The organism is Pseudomonas sp. IT-P100, from assembly GCF_949767185.1.
Taxonomy (GTDB): Bacteria; Pseudomonadota; Gammaproteobacteria; order Pseudomonadales; family Pseudomonadaceae; genus Aquipseudomonas; species Aquipseudomonas fluorescens_B.
In genome coordinates, this window is the sequence record NZ_CATKQK010000011.1 from 270,304 (window position 1) to 287,823 (window position 17,520).

The 17,520-nt window shown below is 58.4% G+C and carries 15 protein-coding genes, 1 tRNA gene and 1 pseudogene; 11 read left to right on the plus strand and 6 right to left on the minus strand.

Annotated elements, in window-relative coordinates; all coding sequences use genetic code 11:
- Positions 1–71: 71 nt before the first annotated feature.
- On the minus strand, positions 72–902 hold the full coding sequence (locus ACM6IQ_RS09420) for a c-type cytochrome (RefSeq protein WP_414878978.1): 831 nt from the start codon (positions 900–902) through the stop codon (positions 72–74).
- 593 nt (positions 903–1,495) lie between these two features.
- On the opposite strand from ACM6IQ_RS09420, the gene ACM6IQ_RS09425 reads away from it, so the two are divergent.
- From ACM6IQ_RS09425 to ACM6IQ_RS09435, 3 genes are all read left to right on the plus strand, one after another.
- On the plus strand, positions 1,496–2,701 hold the full coding sequence (locus ACM6IQ_RS09425) for an acetyl-CoA C-acetyltransferase (RefSeq protein WP_017337353.1): 1,206 nt from the start codon (positions 1,496–1,498) through the stop codon (positions 2,699–2,701).
- A gap of 28 nt (positions 2,702–2,729) precedes the next feature.
- The gene (locus ACM6IQ_RS09430; RefSeq protein WP_414878587.1) at positions 2,730–4,874 is read left to right on the plus strand and encodes a 3-hydroxyacyl-CoA dehydrogenase NAD-binding domain-containing protein; all 2,145 of its coding nucleotides are present in this window, start codon (positions 2,730–2,732) and stop codon (positions 4,872–4,874) included.
- A gap of 95 nt (positions 4,875–4,969) precedes the next feature.
- The gene (locus ACM6IQ_RS09435; protein ID WP_414878588.1) at positions 4,970–5,698 is read left to right on the plus strand and encodes an amidotransferase; all 729 of its coding nucleotides are present in this window, start codon (positions 4,970–4,972) and stop codon (positions 5,696–5,698) included.
- Between the two features lie 103 nt (positions 5,699–5,801).
- On the opposite strand, the gene ACM6IQ_RS09440 is transcribed toward ACM6IQ_RS09435, so the two are convergent.
- From ACM6IQ_RS09440 to ACM6IQ_RS09450, 3 genes are all read right to left on the minus strand, one after another.
- Positions 5,802–6,773, minus strand: coding sequence for a magnesium and cobalt transport protein CorA (locus ACM6IQ_RS09440; RefSeq protein ID WP_017337356.1), 972 nt, complete (start codon positions 6,771–6,773; stop codon positions 5,802–5,804).
- 141 nt (positions 6,774–6,914) lie between these two features.
- Complete coding sequence (locus ACM6IQ_RS09445; RefSeq protein ID WP_017337357.1) at positions 6,915–7,637, minus strand: lysophospholipid acyltransferase family protein; 723 nt, start codon at positions 7,635–7,637, stop codon at positions 6,915–6,917.
- A 213-nt stretch (positions 7,638–7,850) separates the two neighbouring features.
- The gene (locus ACM6IQ_RS09450) at positions 7,851–8,540 is read right to left on the minus strand and encodes a crotonase/enoyl-CoA hydratase family protein (RefSeq protein ID WP_414878589.1); all 690 of its coding nucleotides are present in this window, start codon (positions 8,538–8,540) and stop codon (positions 7,851–7,853) included.
- 309 nt (positions 8,541–8,849) lie between these two features.
- Between ACM6IQ_RS09450 and ACM6IQ_RS09455 the strand changes: the two genes are divergently transcribed.
- The 8 genes and pseudogenes from ACM6IQ_RS09455 to ACM6IQ_RS09490 all read left to right on the plus strand — a co-directional run bounded on the left by ACM6IQ_RS09455 (position 8,850) and on the right by ACM6IQ_RS09490 (position 12,055).
- Positions 8,850–8,939: transfer RNA gene (locus tag ACM6IQ_RS09455), tRNA-Ser, on the plus strand.
- A gap of 211 nt (positions 8,940–9,150) precedes the next feature.
- A pseudogene (locus ACM6IQ_RS09460) lies at positions 9,151–9,300 on the plus strand (6-aminohexanoate hydrolase); the annotation flags it as partial.
- 119 nt (positions 9,301–9,419) lie between these two features.
- Positions 9,420–9,740, plus strand: coding sequence for a YbjQ family protein (locus tag ACM6IQ_RS09465; protein WP_017337360.1), 321 nt, complete (start codon positions 9,420–9,422; stop codon positions 9,738–9,740).
- Positions 9,741–9,919: 179 nt separating this feature from the next.
- Entirely contained in the window at positions 9,920–10,108 is a 189-nt protein-coding gene (locus ACM6IQ_RS09470; RefSeq protein ID WP_414878590.1) for a hypothetical protein, read from the plus strand.
- Between the two features lie 312 nt (positions 10,109–10,420).
- On the plus strand, positions 10,421–10,792 hold the full coding sequence (locus tag ACM6IQ_RS09475) for a hypothetical protein (protein WP_017337435.1): 372 nt from the start codon (positions 10,421–10,423) through the stop codon (positions 10,790–10,792).
- A gap of 189 nt (positions 10,793–10,981) precedes the next feature.
- Positions 10,982–11,410 carry a glycine zipper domain-containing protein gene (locus ACM6IQ_RS09480; RefSeq protein ID WP_017337436.1) on the plus strand — a complete coding sequence of 143 codons (429 nt, stop codon included), beginning with the start codon at positions 10,982–10,984 and terminating at the stop codon, positions 11,408–11,410.
- 129 nt (positions 11,411–11,539) lie between these two features.
- The gene (locus ACM6IQ_RS09485; RefSeq protein ID WP_414878591.1) at positions 11,540–11,728 is read left to right on the plus strand and encodes a hypothetical protein; all 189 of its coding nucleotides are present in this window, start codon (positions 11,540–11,542) and stop codon (positions 11,726–11,728) included.
- Between the two features lie 108 nt (positions 11,729–11,836).
- A complete protein-coding gene (locus ACM6IQ_RS09490) occupies positions 11,837–12,055 on the plus strand; it encodes a hypothetical protein (protein WP_414878592.1) in 219 nt (72 codons plus the stop codon).
- A gap of 145 nt (positions 12,056–12,200) precedes the next feature.
- Here the strand turns inward: ACM6IQ_RS09490 and ACM6IQ_RS09495 are convergent, their stop codons facing one another.
- The gene (locus ACM6IQ_RS09495; protein WP_414878593.1) at positions 12,201–12,593 is read right to left on the minus strand and encodes a hypothetical protein; all 393 of its coding nucleotides are present in this window, start codon (positions 12,591–12,593) and stop codon (positions 12,201–12,203) included.
- A complete protein-coding gene (locus tag ACM6IQ_RS09500; protein WP_414878594.1) occupies positions 12,593–17,461 on the minus strand; it encodes an RHS repeat-associated core domain-containing protein in 4,869 nt (1,622 codons plus the stop codon). Before ACM6IQ_RS09500 ends, ACM6IQ_RS09495 begins: the two co-directional genes overlap by 1 nt.
- Positions 17,462–17,520 lie beyond the last annotated feature (59 nt).

Consider the following 17,520-nt stretch of genomic DNA (forward strand, 5'->3'; position numbering starts at 1 on the left):
ATCGCATCGCCTGACTTGAGGGCCGCTTCGCGGCCCAGCGGGAGCAAGCTCCCTCGCCACAGGTCTATCTGCTACTTATTGGCTGTGATGTGCTTGCGTCCAGCCATATGCTTCAAATACCCCACCAACATCTCCAGATCGCCGTCGGGCAACACCTGCGCCGAAAACCCCGGCATCTTCGCCTGTGGCCACTGTCGCAAGCTCTGCGGATCGCGGATATACCGCTTCAAAAAGTCCGCGCCAAAATATTCGGTCGGGTTAAACGGAATATTAAGATCCGGTCCGAACTGCGCATCCCCGGCGCCATTGAGACGATGACACGCCAGGCAGTTCTTCTGAAACAGTGCAAACCCCAGATTCACCGGATGATCCGCCTTTAACGCCGGATCCGGCAACAGGGCAGGGAAGCGCTCTGCCACCGGCGCCATGCGCTTGATGCTCGCCACTTGAAAGGGCCATTGTTCGGGACTGATGTTGCCCGCCTGCGGGTTGGTCCAGACCAGATAAAACGGCCCCGCACCTGGCTTGCCTTCGGACAGTGGCGGCCACGGCTTGGCCGGGTCTTCAATCGCCAGCCAGGCCCGCGCGCCCTTGGCATTGAGCAACGGCGCGGCTGCCAGTTCAGCGGCAAAACCATCCAGTGCCACCGCTTGCAAGTGTTCGTCAGGCGTGATGCCGGTCAACAACGCCGCCAGGGGCACGGCGCGATAGCTCATGTCCCGTTTATAGGAAACGTCGTTGGTAATCGTGAGGGTCTGCACCTGAGGATGCTTGAGCAATTCCTCGGTTTGCCAGGTGCGACTGTCCGCGCCCAGCTCCAGGTTCAGCTGTGCGGCATAAAGGGGCGAGCCGAACAGCAAGGCCCCGAGCAGAATGAGCGTTTTCAAATGATCGCCGTCCATGTCGTGGAAGTGCCGCAAAGGTTGGCACACCCACGCTGGCCCGGGTAGCGAGCCAGTCACATTTTTGATGAGGCGATAAAAAACCTTGGCGCCGTATTTTAATAACCGACTAGCCGATCACCTTGGTCAGGTTCGGCAAAATCAACAACAGCGTAGTGGCGAAAAGAATGAGCCCGGCTTGACGTACTTTCGAATGTTTGAACATGGCTTGACCGCCTTTTTTGTTATTTCCTGATGCCTGCCTGCATATCTCCATGACGGCAGCGCGTTGCACTTCCTGTAGAGCGAGCGCCTCGGCAAAACCCGACGACAACTTCGCATATGTTCACCTTAGGGCCCGCGTCACTCGTGGTTTAGATCCCTTTCGTATGGAGCGCGCACAAATTGCTTTAAAAAAGGCATGAGGCCTATTGCCAGCTTCTTTGCCGCCCTTTTGCTAGACAGCTCGGTGTCCTGAAACGGTTAATCCGGTAACACACTACCGTCCGTCTGAGCGTGTCCGTCAACGTCTGTGAGCATTGTGGTCATTGAATCGGCGGTGGCTCGGCATAAGGTGAAGGCTCAGTATTTTCACCGTCAGGTTCGAGGACGTCATGACCCAAGCTTTGATTTTCGACGCGTTACGCACGCCCCGTGGCAAAGGCAAGGCCGATGGTGCCTTGCACAGCGTCAAACCGGTGAACCTGGTGGCCGGGTTGCTCAGGGCGCTGCAGCAGCGCACTTCTCTGGACACCAGCCAGGTCGATGACGTGGTGCTGGGCTGCGTGACGCCGGTCGGCGATCAAGGCGCCGACATCGCCAAAACCGTGACACAAGTAGCCGATTGGGACGTCAGCGTGGCAGGTGTGCAGATCAACCGCTTCTGCGCGTCGGGGCTCGAGGCGGTGAATCTCGGGGCGATGAAAGTGCGTTCCGGCTTTGAAGAACTGGTGGTGGTCGGTGGCGTCGAGTCGATGTCCAGGGTGCCGATGGGCAGCGACGGCGGCGCCTGGGCGCTGGACCCGGAAACCAATCTGCACAGCCATTTCACACCGCAAGGCGTGGGCGCCGACCTGATCGCCACCCTTGAAGGCTTCAGCCGTCAGGACGTCGATGCCTACGCGCTGCATTCCCAGCAAAAAGCCGCGCGGGCCCGGGCCGATGGATCGTTCAGTAAATCGCTGGTGCCGGTACGGGACCAGAACGGCATTCTCCTGCTCGATCACGATGAATTCATCCGCGCCGACTCCACGCTTGAAGGCCTGGGCAAGCTCAAGCCGAGCTTCGAGATGATGGGGCAAATGGGCTTCGATGCCACGGCGTTGCGGGTCTACAGCCACGTCGAGCGAATCAACCATGTGCACACGCCGGGCAACAGTTCCGGGATCGTCGATGGCGCGGCGCTGATGTTGATCGGCTCCGAAGCGAAGGGGCGCGCGCTGGGCTTGCAGCCACGGGCGCGGATCGTCGCCACGGCGGTTACCAGCACCGACCCGACCATCATGCTCACCGGCCCGGCGCCGGCCACGCGCAAGGCGCTGGCCAAGGCCGGGCTGCGGGTCGAAGACATCGACCTGTTCGAGGTCAACGAGGCGTTTGCCTCTGTCGTACTGAAATTCATCAAGGACATGACCATCGACCCGGACAAGGTCAACGTCAACGGCGGCTCCATCGCCATGGGCCATCCCCTCGGCGCGACCGGTTGCGCAATCCTCGGCACGCTGCTCGATGAGCTGGAAACCCGCCGCCTGCGCTATGGCCTGGCGACGTTGTGTGTCGGCGGCGGCATGGGCATTGCCACCATCATCGAACGCCTCTGAGCCCCCGATTTTCAGGAAAACAAGAGCCATGAACGAAGCAATCCGTTACGAAAAAGGGCAGGACCAGATCGTCGTCCTGACCATCGACATGCCGGGCCAGAGCGCCAACACCATGAACGCGGTCTACCGTGAGGCCATGGCTGCCTGCGTCGCCCGTTTGGTGGCTGAAAAAGACAGCATCGCCGGCGTCATCATCACCTCGGCCAAGAAAACGTTTTTCGCCGGTGGCGACCTGAATGAACTGATCAAGGTCGGCAAGCCTGAAGCCAAAGCGTTTTATGACATGGTGCTGACGCTGAAGGGCCAGTTACGCACCCTGGAAACCCTGGGTAAACCTGTCGTCGCCGCGATCAACGGCGCGGCGCTGGGCGGTGGCTGGGAAATCTGCCTGGCATGCCATCACCGCGTGGCACTGGACAATTCATCGGTGCAGCTCGGTTTGCCGGAAGTCACCCTCGGCCTGTTGCCGGGCGGCGGCGGGGTGGTGCGCATGGTGCGCATGCTCGGTCTGGAAAAAGCCTTGCCGTATCTGCTTGAAGGCAAGAAGGTCCGCCCACAGCAAGCCTTGCAGGCGGGTCTTATCGATGAACTGGCATCGGATGGCGAAGAGCTGCTGGCCAAGGCCCGGGCCTGGATCATCGCCCATCCAGCGGCTATACAGCGCTGGGACGTGAAGGGCTATCAGATACCGGGCGGTACGCCATCGAATCCTAAAGTCGCGCAGATGCTGGCGATAGCGCCGTCGATCCTGCGCACTAAAACCCAGGGCTGCCTGCCCGCGCCGGAGAAAATTCTTTGCGCGGCGGTTGAGGGCGCGCAGGTGGATTTCGATACCGCGCACCTGATCGAAACCCGTTATTTCACAGAGCTGACCACCGGCCAGGTCTCGAAGAACCTGATCGGCACCTTCTGGTTCCAGCTCAACGAGATCAATGCGGGCGGCTCGCGGCCTCACGGGTTTACACCTTATGTGACACGTCGAGTGGGCGTTTTGGGCGCCGGGATGATGGGCGCCGGGATTGCTTTTGTCAGCGCATCGGCGGGCATCGACGTGGTGCTCAAGGACATCAACCTCGCGGCAGCGGAGAAGGGCAAGGCACATTCGGCGGCATTGCTGGACAAGAAAGTTGCCCGCGGCCAGTTGAGCGCCGAGCAGCGCGATGCAGTGCTGGCGCGAATTAAAACCACCGAAAAGGATGCCGATCTGGCCGGCTGCGATCTGATCATTGAAGCCGTGTTCGAAGATCGCGAACTGAAAGCCAAAGTCTCTTCCGCCGCGCAACTTATCGTTGGCCCTGACGCAGTGATTGCTTCCAACACGTCGACCTTGCCTATCAGCGGTCTCGCCACCGCCGTACCGGACCAGAGCAAGTTCATCGGCCTGCATTTCTTCAGCCCCGTGGAAAAAATGCCCTTGGTGGAAATCATCAAAGGCGCCCACACCAGTGACGAAACCCTGGCCCGAGGGTTCGATTTCGTACTGCAAATCAAGAAAACGCCGATTGTGGTCAACGACAGTCGTGGCTTTTTCACTTCTCGAGTGTTCGGCACCTTCACCAACGAAGGCATTGCCATGCTTGGCGAAGGCGTGAGCGCAGCGATGATCGAGACCGAAGCCCGCAAGGCTGGCATGCCGATCGGGCCTCTGGCGATCTCCGACGAAGTTTCCCTCAGTCTCATGAGCCATATCCGCCAGCAAACCGCCAAAGACCTGCAAGCAGAAGGGAAACCGCTGATTGAGCATCCCGCGTTTGCCGTGATTGACTTGCTGCTCAACGAATACAAGCGTCCAGGCAAAGCCGCGGGCGGTGGTTTCTACGAGTACCCGGCCGGTGGCCAGAAGCATTTGTGGCCTGAGTTGAAAACCCGCTTCGAGAAAGCCGACGGACAGATTTCGCCAAAGGATGTGCGCGATCGCCTGCTGTTCGTGCAGGCCCTCGAAACCGTGCGCTGCGTGGAAGAGGGCGTACTGACATCGACGGCGGACGCCAATGTCGGGTCGATCTTCGGTATCGGTTTTGCGGCCTGGACTGGTGGCGCGCTGCAGTTCATCAACCAGTACGGTGTGAAAGACTTCGTCGCCCGCGCGCAATACCTCGCCGAACAGTACGGCGAACGGTTCGCACCACCGGCGTTGCTGCTGCAAAAAGCCGCCAGCGGGGAGGCGTTTTAAGGGACCGATGACGCACTTCGGGGCTTGCCTTGTCACCCTGTTTCGAGGCAGGCTCTGGGGTGTGCATTATTCCCATCACGTGTCAGGTATTTTTTATGTCGTTACGCATCTGCATTCTGGAAACCGACATCCTGCGTCCGGAACTGGTCGATCAATATCAGGGTTACGGGCAGATGTTCCAGCGTCTGTTTTCGCAGCAGCCTATCGCGGCCGAGTTCACCGTCTATAACGTGATGCAGGGCGAATACCCAAGCGATGATGAGGTTTTTGACGCCTATCTCGTCACCGGCAGCAAGGCCGATTCCTTCGGCACCGACCCGTGGATCGAAACCCTCCGTGCTTACCTGCTGACCCGTTACGAACGCGGCGACAAACTGCTGGGGGTGTGCTTCGGCCATCAGTTGCTGGCGTTGCTGCTGGGCGGCAAGAGCGAGCGCGCGACCCAGGGCTGGGGCGTCGGCACGCACAGCTACAAACTGGCGGCCAAGGCGCCGTGGATGAGCCCGCTGCGCGAAGAGCTGACGTTGTTGATCAGTCACCAGGACCAGGTGACGTCGCTACCGGAAAACGCCACGGTCATCGCTTCCAGCGATTTCTGCCCGTTTGCCGCTTACCACATCAACGATCAAGTGCTGTGCTTCCAGGGGCATCCGGAGTTCATTCACGATTACTCGCGGGCGTTGCTGGATATTCGCCAGGAAGTGCTGGGCGAGCAGATTTATTCGAAAGGCATGGCAAGCCTTGAGCATGAGCATCACGGCACCACCGTTGCGGAGTGGATGATGCGGTTTGTGGCGCATAAGCCAGAGGCGCAGTCGGTTTAGCAGGCTGGCACAACACTTGTGGCGAGGGAGCTTGCTCCCGCTGGACTGCGTAGCAGCCCCATCCTTTGGGGCCCCTTCGCTGCCCAGCGGGAGCAATGGGTTGTCAAAGCCACCCTGACTTCTTGAAACTCCCCCACAAACTCACGCACCCCACCGCTATAAACCCCAACACCGCGAAATACCCGTAATGCCAGGTCAGCTCCGGCATGTTCTGGAAGTTCATCCCGTAGATCCCGGCCACCGCCGTCGGGAACGCCAGAATCGCCGCCCACGCCGCAAACTTGCGCTGCACCACGCTTTGCCGTGAGGCCTCCAGCAACACCCCGACTTCAATCGTCTGGCTGGCGATATCCGCCAGGGTTGTCAGGTCTTCCATCTGCCGTGTCACATGAATCTGCACATCACGAAAATACGGGCGCATGTTCTTGTCGATAAACGGAAAATTCAGTTTCTGCAGTTCCTCGCCGATCTCCACCATCGGCGCCGCATAACGACGCAGGCGCAATACGTCTCGGCGCAGGCCATGAAGCTTCTGGATGTCATGTTCATTCAGCGCGCTGCACAGCACGTTTCGCTCGAGCTCATCGATCTCGGCATGGATTGCTTCGCCTACCGGCTGGTAGTTTTCAATCACAAAGTCGAGGATGGCATAGAGTACGAAATCTTCCCCGTGCTCCAGCAACAGCGGACGCGCCTCACAACGCTGTCGGACAAGGGCGTAGGACGCCGAGTGACCGTTCCGGGCGGTGATGATGTAACCATTGCCGGCAAAGATATGAGTCTCGATGAACTCCAGTTTGCCTTCGTTGCGAATCGGCGAATACGTGACGATAAACAGGGCATCACCGAAGGTTTCCAGCTTCGGTCGACTGTGTTTTTCCAGGGCGTCTTCGATGGCAAGTTCGTGCAGGTTGAACTGGCGTTGCAGGTTCGTCAGCTCTTGGGCATTTGGTTCTTCAAGGCCGATCCAGACAAAGTGGCCGGGCTTGGCGGCCCAGGCCGCGCCTTCGTCGAGGGTAATATTGGAGACTTTCTTTCCAGCGCTGTAAACCGCAGCAGCAACAACTCTACCCATGATTCAGGTTCACTTCTTATTTGGCAGGTGGCAGTAGCAGGCATTGATCAGCTTAGCCTTGTCTGCTGCTTGAGAGTCAGTGAAATCTGCAGAGTTCGAAGCTCGCAGGCAAAAGAAAACCCGCACAGGGCGGGTTTCGTTTCACGCGGCTTGCAGTTGCCGATCCATCGAGGCGATGCAATCGCGCATCTGCTCGCGGCACTGGGCGATCAGCAGGGGCATGTCGTCCAGGCTCAGTCCGGCGGTTGGAATCGCCGGCAGTGAACGGATCAGAATTTTCCCACTGCGCCAGCGGTTCAATCGCATGTGCTTGACGTAACTGCTGACACACACCGGGACGATCGGCACACCCGCCGCGATCGCCATCTGGAAAGCACCTTTCTTGAAGGGCAGCAGTTCTTCACCGAGGTTGCGCGTGCCTTCCGGGAATACCCAGATCGAGGTGTCTTCATGCTGCAAGGTGTGCGTCGTGGTCAACATGGACTGGCGCGCCTTGTGCGCATTGCCACGGTCGATCAACACATTGCCGGCCAGCCAGAACAACTGGCCGAACAACGGCACCCACTTCAGGCTCTTCTTGCCGATGCACACGGTGCGGCGGGGCACCACATTGCCGAACACAAACAGATCGTAGTTGGACTGGTGGTTAGCGATGATCACGCAGCTGTCAGGTTTGTCCATCAACGGACCGACCTCGGCCTTCACCCGCAAACGCAAAATACACATCGCCGGCCACGCATACAGACGCGCGCACAAACGGCTGTTGTCAGGATTGAACGGCCGACACAGACCCAGAATCACCCCGAGTACACCGGCCAGGATAAAGTGCAAGCCCATCAATAACATACGAAGCACGAACAGCATTTGCAGGCCCCACCGGGACAAAAGGTGGCGCAGTGTACGGATGTGCACTGTTTTCGGCAATTGCCGCTAAAAGGTAGGAGATGGCCGATGTTTGAGCGCATGTTTCCGACTTATTGGTCAGACGTGTTCTAGAGCGGTTGTAGGCTTTTCAACAGAGCTCGTATGAAAAAGCCCGACACGACGGTCGGGCTTTTCGGTGTAGCACGCTTGGGCTTAACCCATATGTTCCTGATCCAGAATGATTGCGTTATCCAGCGTTTCCAGCAGTGCCTTGCGCACCTTCAGCTTGGTGTTCTTGTGTGCGTTCATGTTGATCTTCTTCAGTTGACGCGCCGCCGCCAGTGCAGCGCCCTGCAACTCTTCAGCCGATACCACCACGTCAAGGAAGCCTGCAACCACGGCACCCTGCGGATTGAACATCTCGCCATTGATGACCGAACGGTTGAATGCCGCTTTGCCCAAGCGATCACGGGCGATCTCGATACCGGCGTGGTGCATGGTCATGCCAATCTGCACTTCGTTCAGACCAATGCTGAACGGGCCGTCGACACCGATGCGGTAATCCGCCGACAACAACAGGAACGCACCCTTGGCCACGGCATGACCCGGGCATGCAACGATCACCGGGAACGGGTGCGACAGCAGGCGACGGGCCAGGGTTGAACCGGCCGTCACCAGCGCCACGGCTTCTTTAGGGCCGGCTGTCATCACCTTCAAGTCATAACCACCGGACAGAATCCCCGGCGTACCGGTAATGATCACCACTGCACGATCAGCCACCGCCTGATCCAGCGCAGCATTAAACGCAGCAATCACGTCCGGGGAGATAGCATTGACCTTGCCGTTGCTCAAAGTCAGGGTCGCGATGCCGTCTTCGAGGTGGTAGGAAATCAACTCACTCATGACGCTATTCCTTGTATGAAAGTTGAGGCAGACGTTACCCACCGTCGCAGGCCAGGTAAAGCGCCGTGACTGACCCGCCAGTCACACTTTCCCCTCCGGGCAAGCCCAACCCGCCACGCCCGCCATGCCTCGCCTTCTATATAGATAAGAGGGTGCGAAGCCGGAGATTGGCGGGTTTGCCTTGCCCAGAGACCCGCAGAACGTCTAAATCGCTAACCGCATGAAAATTCTGCAAAAAAAGTTTGCCATCAGAAAAGCTTTCGACTACATTAGCGCGCCTCGACAGACAGAACATGTCTGACGAGATACGGTGAAGTGTCCGAGTGGCTTAAGGAGCACGCCTGGAAAGTGTGTATACAAGAAATTGTATCGAGAGTTCGAATCTCTCCTTCACCGCCAAATTTGTAAAACACAAACCCCTGATTTTCCTAGAGAAAGTCGGGGGTTTGTGGTTTCTGGCGTCTGAAAAATGTCCCAAGGGACTTTTATGGGGCTCAAGGGGCATCCTGGGCTGAGCTTGTCACACTGGGCAACAAGGGGACGGAGGCCAGAATATGTCCCGCCCACCACTGCTTAATGTGGCTAATGGCAAGGCGAATACGGCAGCGCGTTCGCCTATTTTACGGTGGACTCCATCGGCACTCCGTTTGCCGGCGGCGCCTTGAATACCGGTCTGCGGGACCTGGCGCGGTTTGGCGAGATGCTACGCAATGACGGTCGGTTCAATGGCCAACAGATCGTGCCCAAAGCCGTGGTCGATCCCTCGGACGAGAGGGTGATTGTTCGGTACGCTTCCCATCCCGTTGCCGGCGTTTGATGCGCTGGCTCAACATTTATCCCGGTTGCCTTGAGTGCCAGGGCCATGAAAAAGGAAAACCTATGATCACCACCACAACCCACGCCATCGAAGGCCGACAGATCACCGCCTACCTGGACATTGTCAGCGCCGAGTCGGTGCAGGGCGTCAACGTTATTCGGGACATGTTCGCCGGGATGCGCGACTTCTTCGGCGGGCGCTCTCAGACATTGGAGCGTGCGTTGAAAGAAGCGCGGATTCAGGCGACCGATGAGATCAAGGAACGGGCGCGGGCGATTCAGGCCGATGCCGTGGTGGGGCTCGATTTCGAGATCAGCATGCCGGCCGGGAAGGGCGGGATGGTGGTGGTTTTCGTCACCGGGACGGCGGTTAAACTGAGGTGAGTCCGGTACGAATTGTTGTGTTGGTTTTGTAGGAAGCGGTGTAGCCCATTCGTCGGGCATCGGTGATATGAATTACAAGTCCGGTAATGACCGACTAGTCTCAAAAGCTTGGTGGTCGATATGTTTCAGGCAAATAGGGCTTGCCGGTGTCGATCCCGCATTTTGAGAGGGGTGAAAAGATGGCTGATCCGTATATCGAAGACGACGGGGCTGAATTTCCGATCAACAATTGCGTGCAGTGTGGCCAGACAGACTATGAGTCGGGCTTTGGTGACGACAAGGTCAAGCTCGGCAAGATGAAAACCATGGTGCACCAGGGACCGAAGGCGAAATTTCTACCCAAGGTAGCGACGCCGGTCAGGAAGTAGCTTCCATGAATAGACCCCGCATCGAGCGGGGTTTTTTATGCCTGAATGATTTTTGTCGAGGCTTGTTTTTTTTGGTCCGGCCTTTTCACAAAGTTTTCACAAGGTCCTACGTAATCTCAACTCATCCGTTAGAAAGCAACACCTGGCCCGTCTCCCCAGCGGGCTTTTTTTTGCCTGTCATAAAACCTTTTCCATAAACGTTGTCCAACCGTCGCCAATGGCGAGGTCGGGTTCGTGCGTCTGGACTTTCTCGCTGCTAAAGCATTCAATCTCGACCCTTTTTGATTTCCCCCTATTTTTGAGGTTCTTGTCATGCGTTTAACACTGCCCGCCCTGGTTCTGGGGCTTTTGGTTGCTCAAGGTGCAATGGCTGCTGGCGACGGCACGGCCGCGCTGGGTGGCGGTCTGGGTGGCGCGCTGGGTAACGTCGTCGGTCAAAGCATGGGCGGCAGCACCGGCGCAGCGATTGGTGCCGGTGTTGCGGGCGCAGCCGGCAGTGCCGTGGCAGCACGCAAAGGCAGCCGTACCAAGGCGGCGATCGGCGGCGGTGTGGGTGCAGCTGGTGGTTCGGTGATCGGCAACAGCCTGGGCGGCAAGACCGGTTCCACCATCGGTGCTGGTTTGGGCGGTGCGTTGGGCGGTGGCGTTGGCAGCAATCTGGCCAAGGGTCACAAGCGTCACTGATCCTGAGTGATCAGTTCAAAAGCCCGGCTTTGATGCCGGGCTTTTTGTATCTGGCTGTTTCTTCTTCGCAGCTAGCGCATCTTTGGCGGTCCAAACGTCATCGCTGACCGGATTCAGTGGGGCAGGTGCTAGACTCCGCCGATCCGCAGCGCGTTCTTTTCCCCCGATGCGGAATTAGAGGTTCATATCATGCGTTTGACATTGTCCACGTTGGTTCTGGGACTTTTGGTCGCTCAAGGTGCGATGGCTGCCGGTGATGGCACCGCGGCTGTTGGCGGTGGTATTGGCGGTGCACTGGGTAACGTGGTCGGCCAGCAAATGGGCGGCAGCACAGGTGCAGCGATTGGCGCAGGTGTGGGTGGCGCGGCGGGCAGTGCGGTTGGCGCGCCTAAAGGCAGTCGCACCGCAGCGGCCGTTGGTGGTGGTTTGGGCTCGGCGGGTGGCTCGGTGATTGGTAACAGCCTCGGCGGCTCGACCGGTTCCACTATCGGCGCAGGCCTGGGCGGTGCAGCGGGTGGCGCGGTGGGCAATAACCTGGGCACCGACAGTGGCAGTTCCCATTCCGGAAACGGGCACAAAAACAAACACAAGAATAAACACAGGAATAAACATCGCTGACCCGATAGCGAATGACAGTAGAAACCCGGCCTGGCGCCGGGTTTTTTCGTTTGCGCGAGAAGTACTCCGGAACGTTTGCTCCCAGTCTGCCTCGAACTTCATACACACCTGAATATCGAGAGGTATGCCATGACACCTGAAACCGAAGGCAAGGAAGAAAAAGGTCCGAGCGGACTACCATTTATCAATGATCCGGGTAATGAAGATCCGGGGTCGCTGATGGATGATGCAACGGTGCCGCTCAACGATGCCGATGAGGCGGGTGACATGGGCCAGTCAGAGTTTGAAGACGAGGATGACGACGAAGACGAACAATGATCAGTCGCTGCGATCGGGGCGACCGATCGTCCCCCTGATCGAACTGCGTTCGTCACGCTGTCATCAAAATGTCAGGACCTGTTTTTCAGGCCCCTTGAGAGGTGACTTATGAACGCTGGCCCGAAAGACACCGATGACGATACCCCGGAGTACCCACTGCCTTCGCCGACCGACTCGCTGAGTCGCGATCAGCGGCCGCCGGATGATGACGAGGCGGGGGTGGAGCAGGTGCCTGATAGTGATGTAAAGCGAACTGATACTGATGTTGAAGCGCTGCCGGATGATCCGGATGTTGCGGGTACGGATGGCTCCGACGAGCCGAGTTGATCTTTTTTCAATGAAAAGTCGCCGAGTACGTGCGCGGTATCAAACCCAGCTATCCGCTGGGTATGCACTGATAATTAAGACTCTTTTCACCCCCGTGCTAGTGCGCTTTTAAATCCGGCAGAGTAAGTATTAACACGCACAGAGTTTAGCCGTCCAAAGACGCGAGCCAGCGCTGGTAAAAATCATGCTGCTTCTGAATGTCACTTGTAATGTCGGTTTCTTCGTAATCAAAGATGTTAACCACGTCATCAGGTTCGGTCGGTCTGCCCAACTGCAATTCATACGCCACTAACCCCGAGGACATTTGCGATGACATGCGCGAGGGATACACATTGAGTTTGGCGCCTTTGCATAAAAATTTCGTTTCAGGAAAGTCCGCTCGCAATAGGCCAAAACAAGCGTAAAGATCATAGGCCGTATATGTTTTTTTTATGCCGTTTTCCATCACCAGGGTTAACGATAGCTGTTTCCGATCGCATTCGATCACCGCGTTCTTAATGACCCCTCGGATGTCTGTACGTATCTCTATTATTTTCATCATGGCTTTCTGTTCGGATTAGGGATTGAATAACCTTCATAGCTGCCATCAGCGCGCACAGGGGTTACACCTAGAATATCTTTGCTAGCTATTCCTCCCGGCATAGCAATTTCGGCCTCACCCTTGTGTGGTGAGAGCAGACCTAGTTTTTTATTCACATTAATTCCACGAATGTTTTTTATTACGTACACGAAGCCATTTTCAAATCCGTAACCGGTCGCAAACTTTATTGCTTCCTTTTCTGAGGTTGAGGTGCTGACAAAAAAACTGGGAGGGCTTCGGTTGTCATGTGCGTGTAGATAAATGTCCATGCTGTCCCCCAATGGCTCAAATCCAGTCTCAAAAATCTCCCAGTCCTCCCTCGAGTCTCCTCGGTACAAGTAACGCTTGTTTGTTTTTGGGGATGGAGCGGTGGGGCCTTCCTCATCAGTCTTAACCTTAGCGGCAGGATCCTCAACCCCTGTTACGGTTCCGCATTTCCCCGTCCCCGGACACTCACTCAACCCCAACGGATCAACCCACCCCGTCGGACTCCGCGTGTACTGGTACTGATTCAATCCTCCGGCCAGCTTGCTCGGATCCGGCGTCAGGTACCGTCCAACATCCGGTTGGTAATACCGATGGCGGTTGTAGTGCAGGCCGCTCTCGGCATCAAAGTACTGCCCCTGAAACCGCAAGGGCTGGTCGAGGATCTGGTGGGTGTCGCGGTTAAGGCGGGTGAGGCGGCCATAGGCGTTGTATTGGGCTGCCCAGACGATTTCGCCGCTGTAATCCGTCAGTTCCTGCGGTGTACCGAGGTGGTCGAGTTGGTAATAGAACGGGCATGCCTTTAGCGGTCCCTTGCCATCAAGCATGGCCAACGGACGGAAAGTGCCCGGTTCGTAAACGTAACTGCGGTAGTGCTCGCGGCTGCTTTCGGCGACGAGGTGGTCGCCTTGCCAGAAGAATTCTGTGGTTTTGCCGTCGACGGTTTTGCCGATGCGGCGGCCGAAGGCGTCGTAGCGGTAGCTGGCGCAGCGGCCATCCGGGGTGGTGACGCCGATCAGCCGGTGCTGGCAGTCGTAGCGGTATTCGGTGACCAGTTTTTGCCCGGTGCCGCGGCGTTCGCGGATCAGGTTGCCGAAGGCGTCGTAGTCATAGCGCCGGTCGCCCTGCCTCAGCAGGCGATTGCCGTTGACGGTGGTCGGGCCGGGGCGGTCCTGCATCAGCAGGTTGCCGGCCGGGTCGTGGGCGAAGCTTTCCGGTGGCTGGTCGCGAGAGTGGCGGACGCGGGTCAGTCGGTTGAGAGGATCGTAGTGGTAACTGCGCTGGCCGTGGCGGCTGTCGGCGAGGCTGTCGAGATTGCCGTTGAGGCTGTAGGCATAATCGCGGCGGTACAGCGGTTGCTGGTGTTGGCTGACGGCATGCGCCTTCAGGCGGCCTTGATCGTCGTAGGAGAATTCGCTTAGCAGTAGGCCTTGTTGGCGCTGCTGTTCGCGACCGAAGGTGGATTGGTGGGTGGTGAGCCGCGTGCCGTTGAGATCGATGGCGGTCAGCGCGCCGCCCTTGGCGTGGCGATAATCGAGTTTGCTGCCGTCCGGCAGACGCATCCGTTTGAGCTGGCCGCAGGCGTCGTAGCCATAACGCAGGGTGCCCCAGCCCTGGTGTTCGGTGATCAGCCGATCCTGTTGGTCGTACTCGAATTCCAACGGGTGATCGTGACCGTCGTCAACGCTGACCAGCCGTCCCAGGCTGTCGTAGCAATATCGAATCTTGATGCCGTCGGGCAGGGTCTTGACCAGCAAGCGGCCGGCCGAGTCTCGTTCATAAGCGGTGACGAGTTGCGAGCCATCGTCGCCAGCCTCGGTTTTCTCCAGCAGATGACCGTTGAGGTCGTAGGCATACGCGGTGCGACGGCCGTCGAATCCGGTTTCCTGTCGGATCAAGCCATTGGGCGTGTAGTCCAGCCGATATTTTTCGCCTGACTCGTTTTCGATCTCGGTGAGTAACAGCTGTGCGTTGTCGTAGCGATAACGCAGCTGAGTTCCGTCGGGATTGATCCGGCGGCTGACCAGGTGCAAATCGTCGGCGTATTCGTAACGCGTGACGCGGCCCAGTTCGTCGCGCTCGGCGGTTATCTTGCCGTAGGCGTTGTAGCTGAAGGCGCGGACGGTGCCCGTGGGAAGCGTCGTAAGAACCAGCCTGCCCACGGCGTCCCATTGATAGCGGGTGACCGCACCGTGTTCGTCCTGACGAGTCGTCTGCCGGCCCAACGCATCGTAGGAAAACCGCCGCTGACCACCGCCCGGCAAGGTTTCTTCGACCCGTTGCCCCAAGGTATTCCAGACGAAGAGATGACGGCTGTTGTCCGGGTAACGGATCGACAGCAACTGACCTTTTTCGTCGTAGTGATAGTGGGTCGTCTCACCGTCAGGATCGGTCGCCTCGGTGATGTCACCCTGAGGGTTGCGCTGGTACTTCCACACCGCTTTGCCGCGATACCGCGCGTGCAGGAAACCGTTGCGGTACTCGTAGGACGTGGGCTCGTCCTCCGATGGAGTCAGCGCAATCAGCCGTCCGACATCGTCGTAACGGTACTCAGTGACCGCGCCCTGCGGATCCTGCTCGGCAACCAGACGGCCCTTATCGTCATAGGCCTTTAGCGCTTCGCCACCTTCCAGCCCGACCCGGCGTACCAGGCGTGCGCGGTCGTCGTGTTGATAAACCTCTTCACTGCCATCACTGTTGCGGACCGTGACACTGCCCGCGTCATCCCAGACATACCGCGTGTCCATTTGCGAAAACGACGCCCAGTGTCGGACGCATCGCACAGCCTTGCCGGACCCTTCCCACTCCCAGAAGAAACTCGCGCCACCGGCCAGTTGCCGCTGCAAAATGACCTGCTGGCCGTCGTAGTCGTAGCGTTCGCTTTCACCGAGGGCATTGGTGGCTTCGATCAAGCGATGACAGGCGTCGTAGCGATAGGCAACCAGTGTCTGCTCGGTACGCCAGGCGTCTTCCAGCGTGGCAGCTGGGTGAAAGCTCTGATACTCGACGGCGACGAGGTGTCGGCGCTCATAGCGCAATCGCAGTGAACGCCCTGCGCCGCTGTCGAGGCGCGTGATTCTGTCGGATCTGTCGCGCTGCACCGTCAGCCGGTTGCCATAAGCGTCGCTGATCGCCGTCAGTCGTCCTGTCCGGAAGTGGTAAAAGCGCGTTGCTTCGCCGGCCAGTGCGAGGACCAGTTCTTCCGGCTCACCCCCCAGATAAATGGCCGCCCGCGACAGGCTGTTGTGGATGGCCGGTCGTTCGCTGTTCGGCAGCGGGAAAGTGATGCAGCGGTTTTCGTGGTCGATCCAACTGACGTTGTCGCCATCGATTTCCAACCGGTGCGCCAGGGAGTGACTCCAGCCAAATCCGAGCCCGCCGTCGATTTCGACGGCACTGGTGCGATAAACGCGGGTGAACTCGAACGGCAACAGACCATCCAGCGAGCCATCGATCAGCGTCAGCAGTTCTTCGCCGGTGACCATCGACACCGGGCAGCCGTTGGTCGCGGTGTTGTCCGCTGAATCGACACTGTCGCCGTTCGGGTTTTTCGCCGGGGCGGAGGCATCATCGCGATGTTCCTGCCGGGTCAGGCGGGTCCTGGTTTGGGATTTGTTGCGGGCAATGGCGAGTGGATTGTTGACCTGCACAACCGCTGATTGACGGTCGGTAATGCGCATTGGAACCGCTGGCGCAGGTTTGAGCGGCGCATCCCGGGCATTGACGATCAAAGGTTTAAGCGCACCTGCGTGACGGGTAAGGTCAGCGCCCGCCGTGAGCCCGGCCAGGCGCGAACTTGCCGCCGCCAGCCATTGTCGGGCTCGCTCGGACTTGATCTTGCCCAGTACTTTGGCGCTCATGCCGACATGCAATCCGGCAGGCCCCGTGAGGCGCACCAGCAGGAAACCGATCAGTATCTCTGTACGAATTTCCGCCACCACCTCGGCGACGTACTGCGGTGGCAACAGGCGCAACCAACTGGTGAAGGCCGCGAGGTGAATGAACATCAACGGCTCATCGCTTAACACCAGCAGCACGTTGGCGATGGCTTCGGTCGATGCGTTCAACAGAGTTTCGAGCTCAACCTCGCTCAGGTACTCCAGGAGTTTTTCGCTGTTGGCTTGCAGGTCTGCCATCAGGGCAAATACCTGCTTCACGTCATCCCACAAACCGTGCAGCGATTTCTCGAAGCCACGCCAATCGGCCCGCTGCAGCAGGCCATAGCGTTCAGTGAAACCTGCCTCGGTAAAACCCGCCCACAGCGGTTGAAACTCGGTTGTCCATTCGTTGCGCAACCAACCTTCAAGTTCGTCGATCACGCTTTGATAAGAGGCGTAAAGCGCTTTGACGTGTTCGGTGGATACGTCGGGAAAGAACGTGATGCGGTAACGCTGGCCACGCCAGCATTCAGGGATTTCGAGAATGCCGCTGGGGCCAATGACTTTGTGAATCGGCTCGCCAAACGTCGGTACGCCGTTGTCCTCGGCCAGCAGGGGTTCGAGCATCACCGGCGTATCGCCGATCGGCACGAAACGCGCAGCTTCAAACAGGTGCACCAGCGTCAACGGACCGCTGGCCGGGCACGTGGCGAGTGTCGAACTGACAGGCGCGGTGGAGTCCTTCGGTGCACTCAAGCGAACGTCGTTGCCGACCTTGAACACCTGCTCGACGTCCAGCGCCCAACCGGTCCAGAAGTTTTCCGCCCAGGCGTCGTAGTCGTTGAGGCAGAGGCGAAAATCCCCGAGCAACGCTTCGACGTCCGGTTGCCCCGGGTTCATGGCGGCGACCACGAGCAATCCGATGGCGTTGTTCAAGGCCAGGACCTTGTCGGGGTTGAACATTCGCAGTCCCTCGCGCGGATCAATTTTGATCGCGAGACTTTGCGGGGGATCAACGGGGA

Excerpts from the sequence above, each read along its gene's own strand:
- ACM6IQ_RS09420 (WP_414878978.1), bottom strand. The coding sequence starts at position 902 with ATGGACGGCGATCATTTGAAAACGCTCATTCTGCTCGGGGCCTTGCTG.
- ACM6IQ_RS09425 (WP_017337353.1), top strand. The coding sequence starts at position 1,496 with ATGACCCAAGCTTTGATTTTCGACGCGTTACGCACGCCCCGTGGCAAA.
- ACM6IQ_RS09430 (WP_414878587.1), top strand. The coding sequence starts at position 2,730 with ATGAACGAAGCAATCCGTTACGAAAAAGGGCAGGACCAGATCGTCGTC.
- ACM6IQ_RS09435 (WP_414878588.1), top strand. The coding sequence starts at position 4,970 with ATGTCGTTACGCATCTGCATTCTGGAAACCGACATCCTGCGTCCGGAA.
- ACM6IQ_RS09440 (WP_017337356.1), bottom strand. The coding sequence starts at position 6,773 with ATGGGTAGAGTTGTTGCTGCTGCGGTTTACAGCGCTGGAAAGAAAGTC.
- ACM6IQ_RS09445 (WP_017337357.1), bottom strand. The coding sequence starts at position 7,637 with ATGCTGTTCGTGCTTCGTATGTTATTGATGGGCTTGCACTTTATCCTG.
- ACM6IQ_RS09450 (WP_414878589.1), bottom strand. The coding sequence starts at position 8,540 with ATGAGTGAGTTGATTTCCTACCACCTCGAAGACGGCATCGCGACCCTG.
- ACM6IQ_RS09465 (WP_017337360.1), top strand. The coding sequence starts at position 9,420 with ATGATCACCACCACAACCCACGCCATCGAAGGCCGACAGATCACCGCC.
- ACM6IQ_RS09470 (WP_414878590.1), top strand. The coding sequence starts at position 9,920 with ATGGCTGATCCGTATATCGAAGACGACGGGGCTGAATTTCCGATCAAC.
- ACM6IQ_RS09475 (WP_017337435.1), top strand. The coding sequence starts at position 10,421 with ATGCGTTTAACACTGCCCGCCCTGGTTCTGGGGCTTTTGGTTGCTCAA.
- ACM6IQ_RS09480 (WP_017337436.1), top strand. The coding sequence starts at position 10,982 with ATGCGTTTGACATTGTCCACGTTGGTTCTGGGACTTTTGGTCGCTCAA.
- ACM6IQ_RS09485 (WP_414878591.1), top strand. The coding sequence starts at position 11,540 with ATGACACCTGAAACCGAAGGCAAGGAAGAAAAAGGTCCGAGCGGACTA.
- ACM6IQ_RS09490 (WP_414878592.1), top strand. The coding sequence starts at position 11,837 with ATGAACGCTGGCCCGAAAGACACCGATGACGATACCCCGGAGTACCCA.
- ACM6IQ_RS09495 (WP_414878593.1), bottom strand. The coding sequence starts at position 12,593 with ATGAAAATAATAGAGATACGTACAGACATCCGAGGGGTCATTAAGAAC.
- ACM6IQ_RS09500 (WP_414878594.1), bottom strand. The coding sequence starts at position 17,461 with ATGTTCAACCCCGACAAGGTCCTGGCCTTGAACAACGCCATCGGATTG.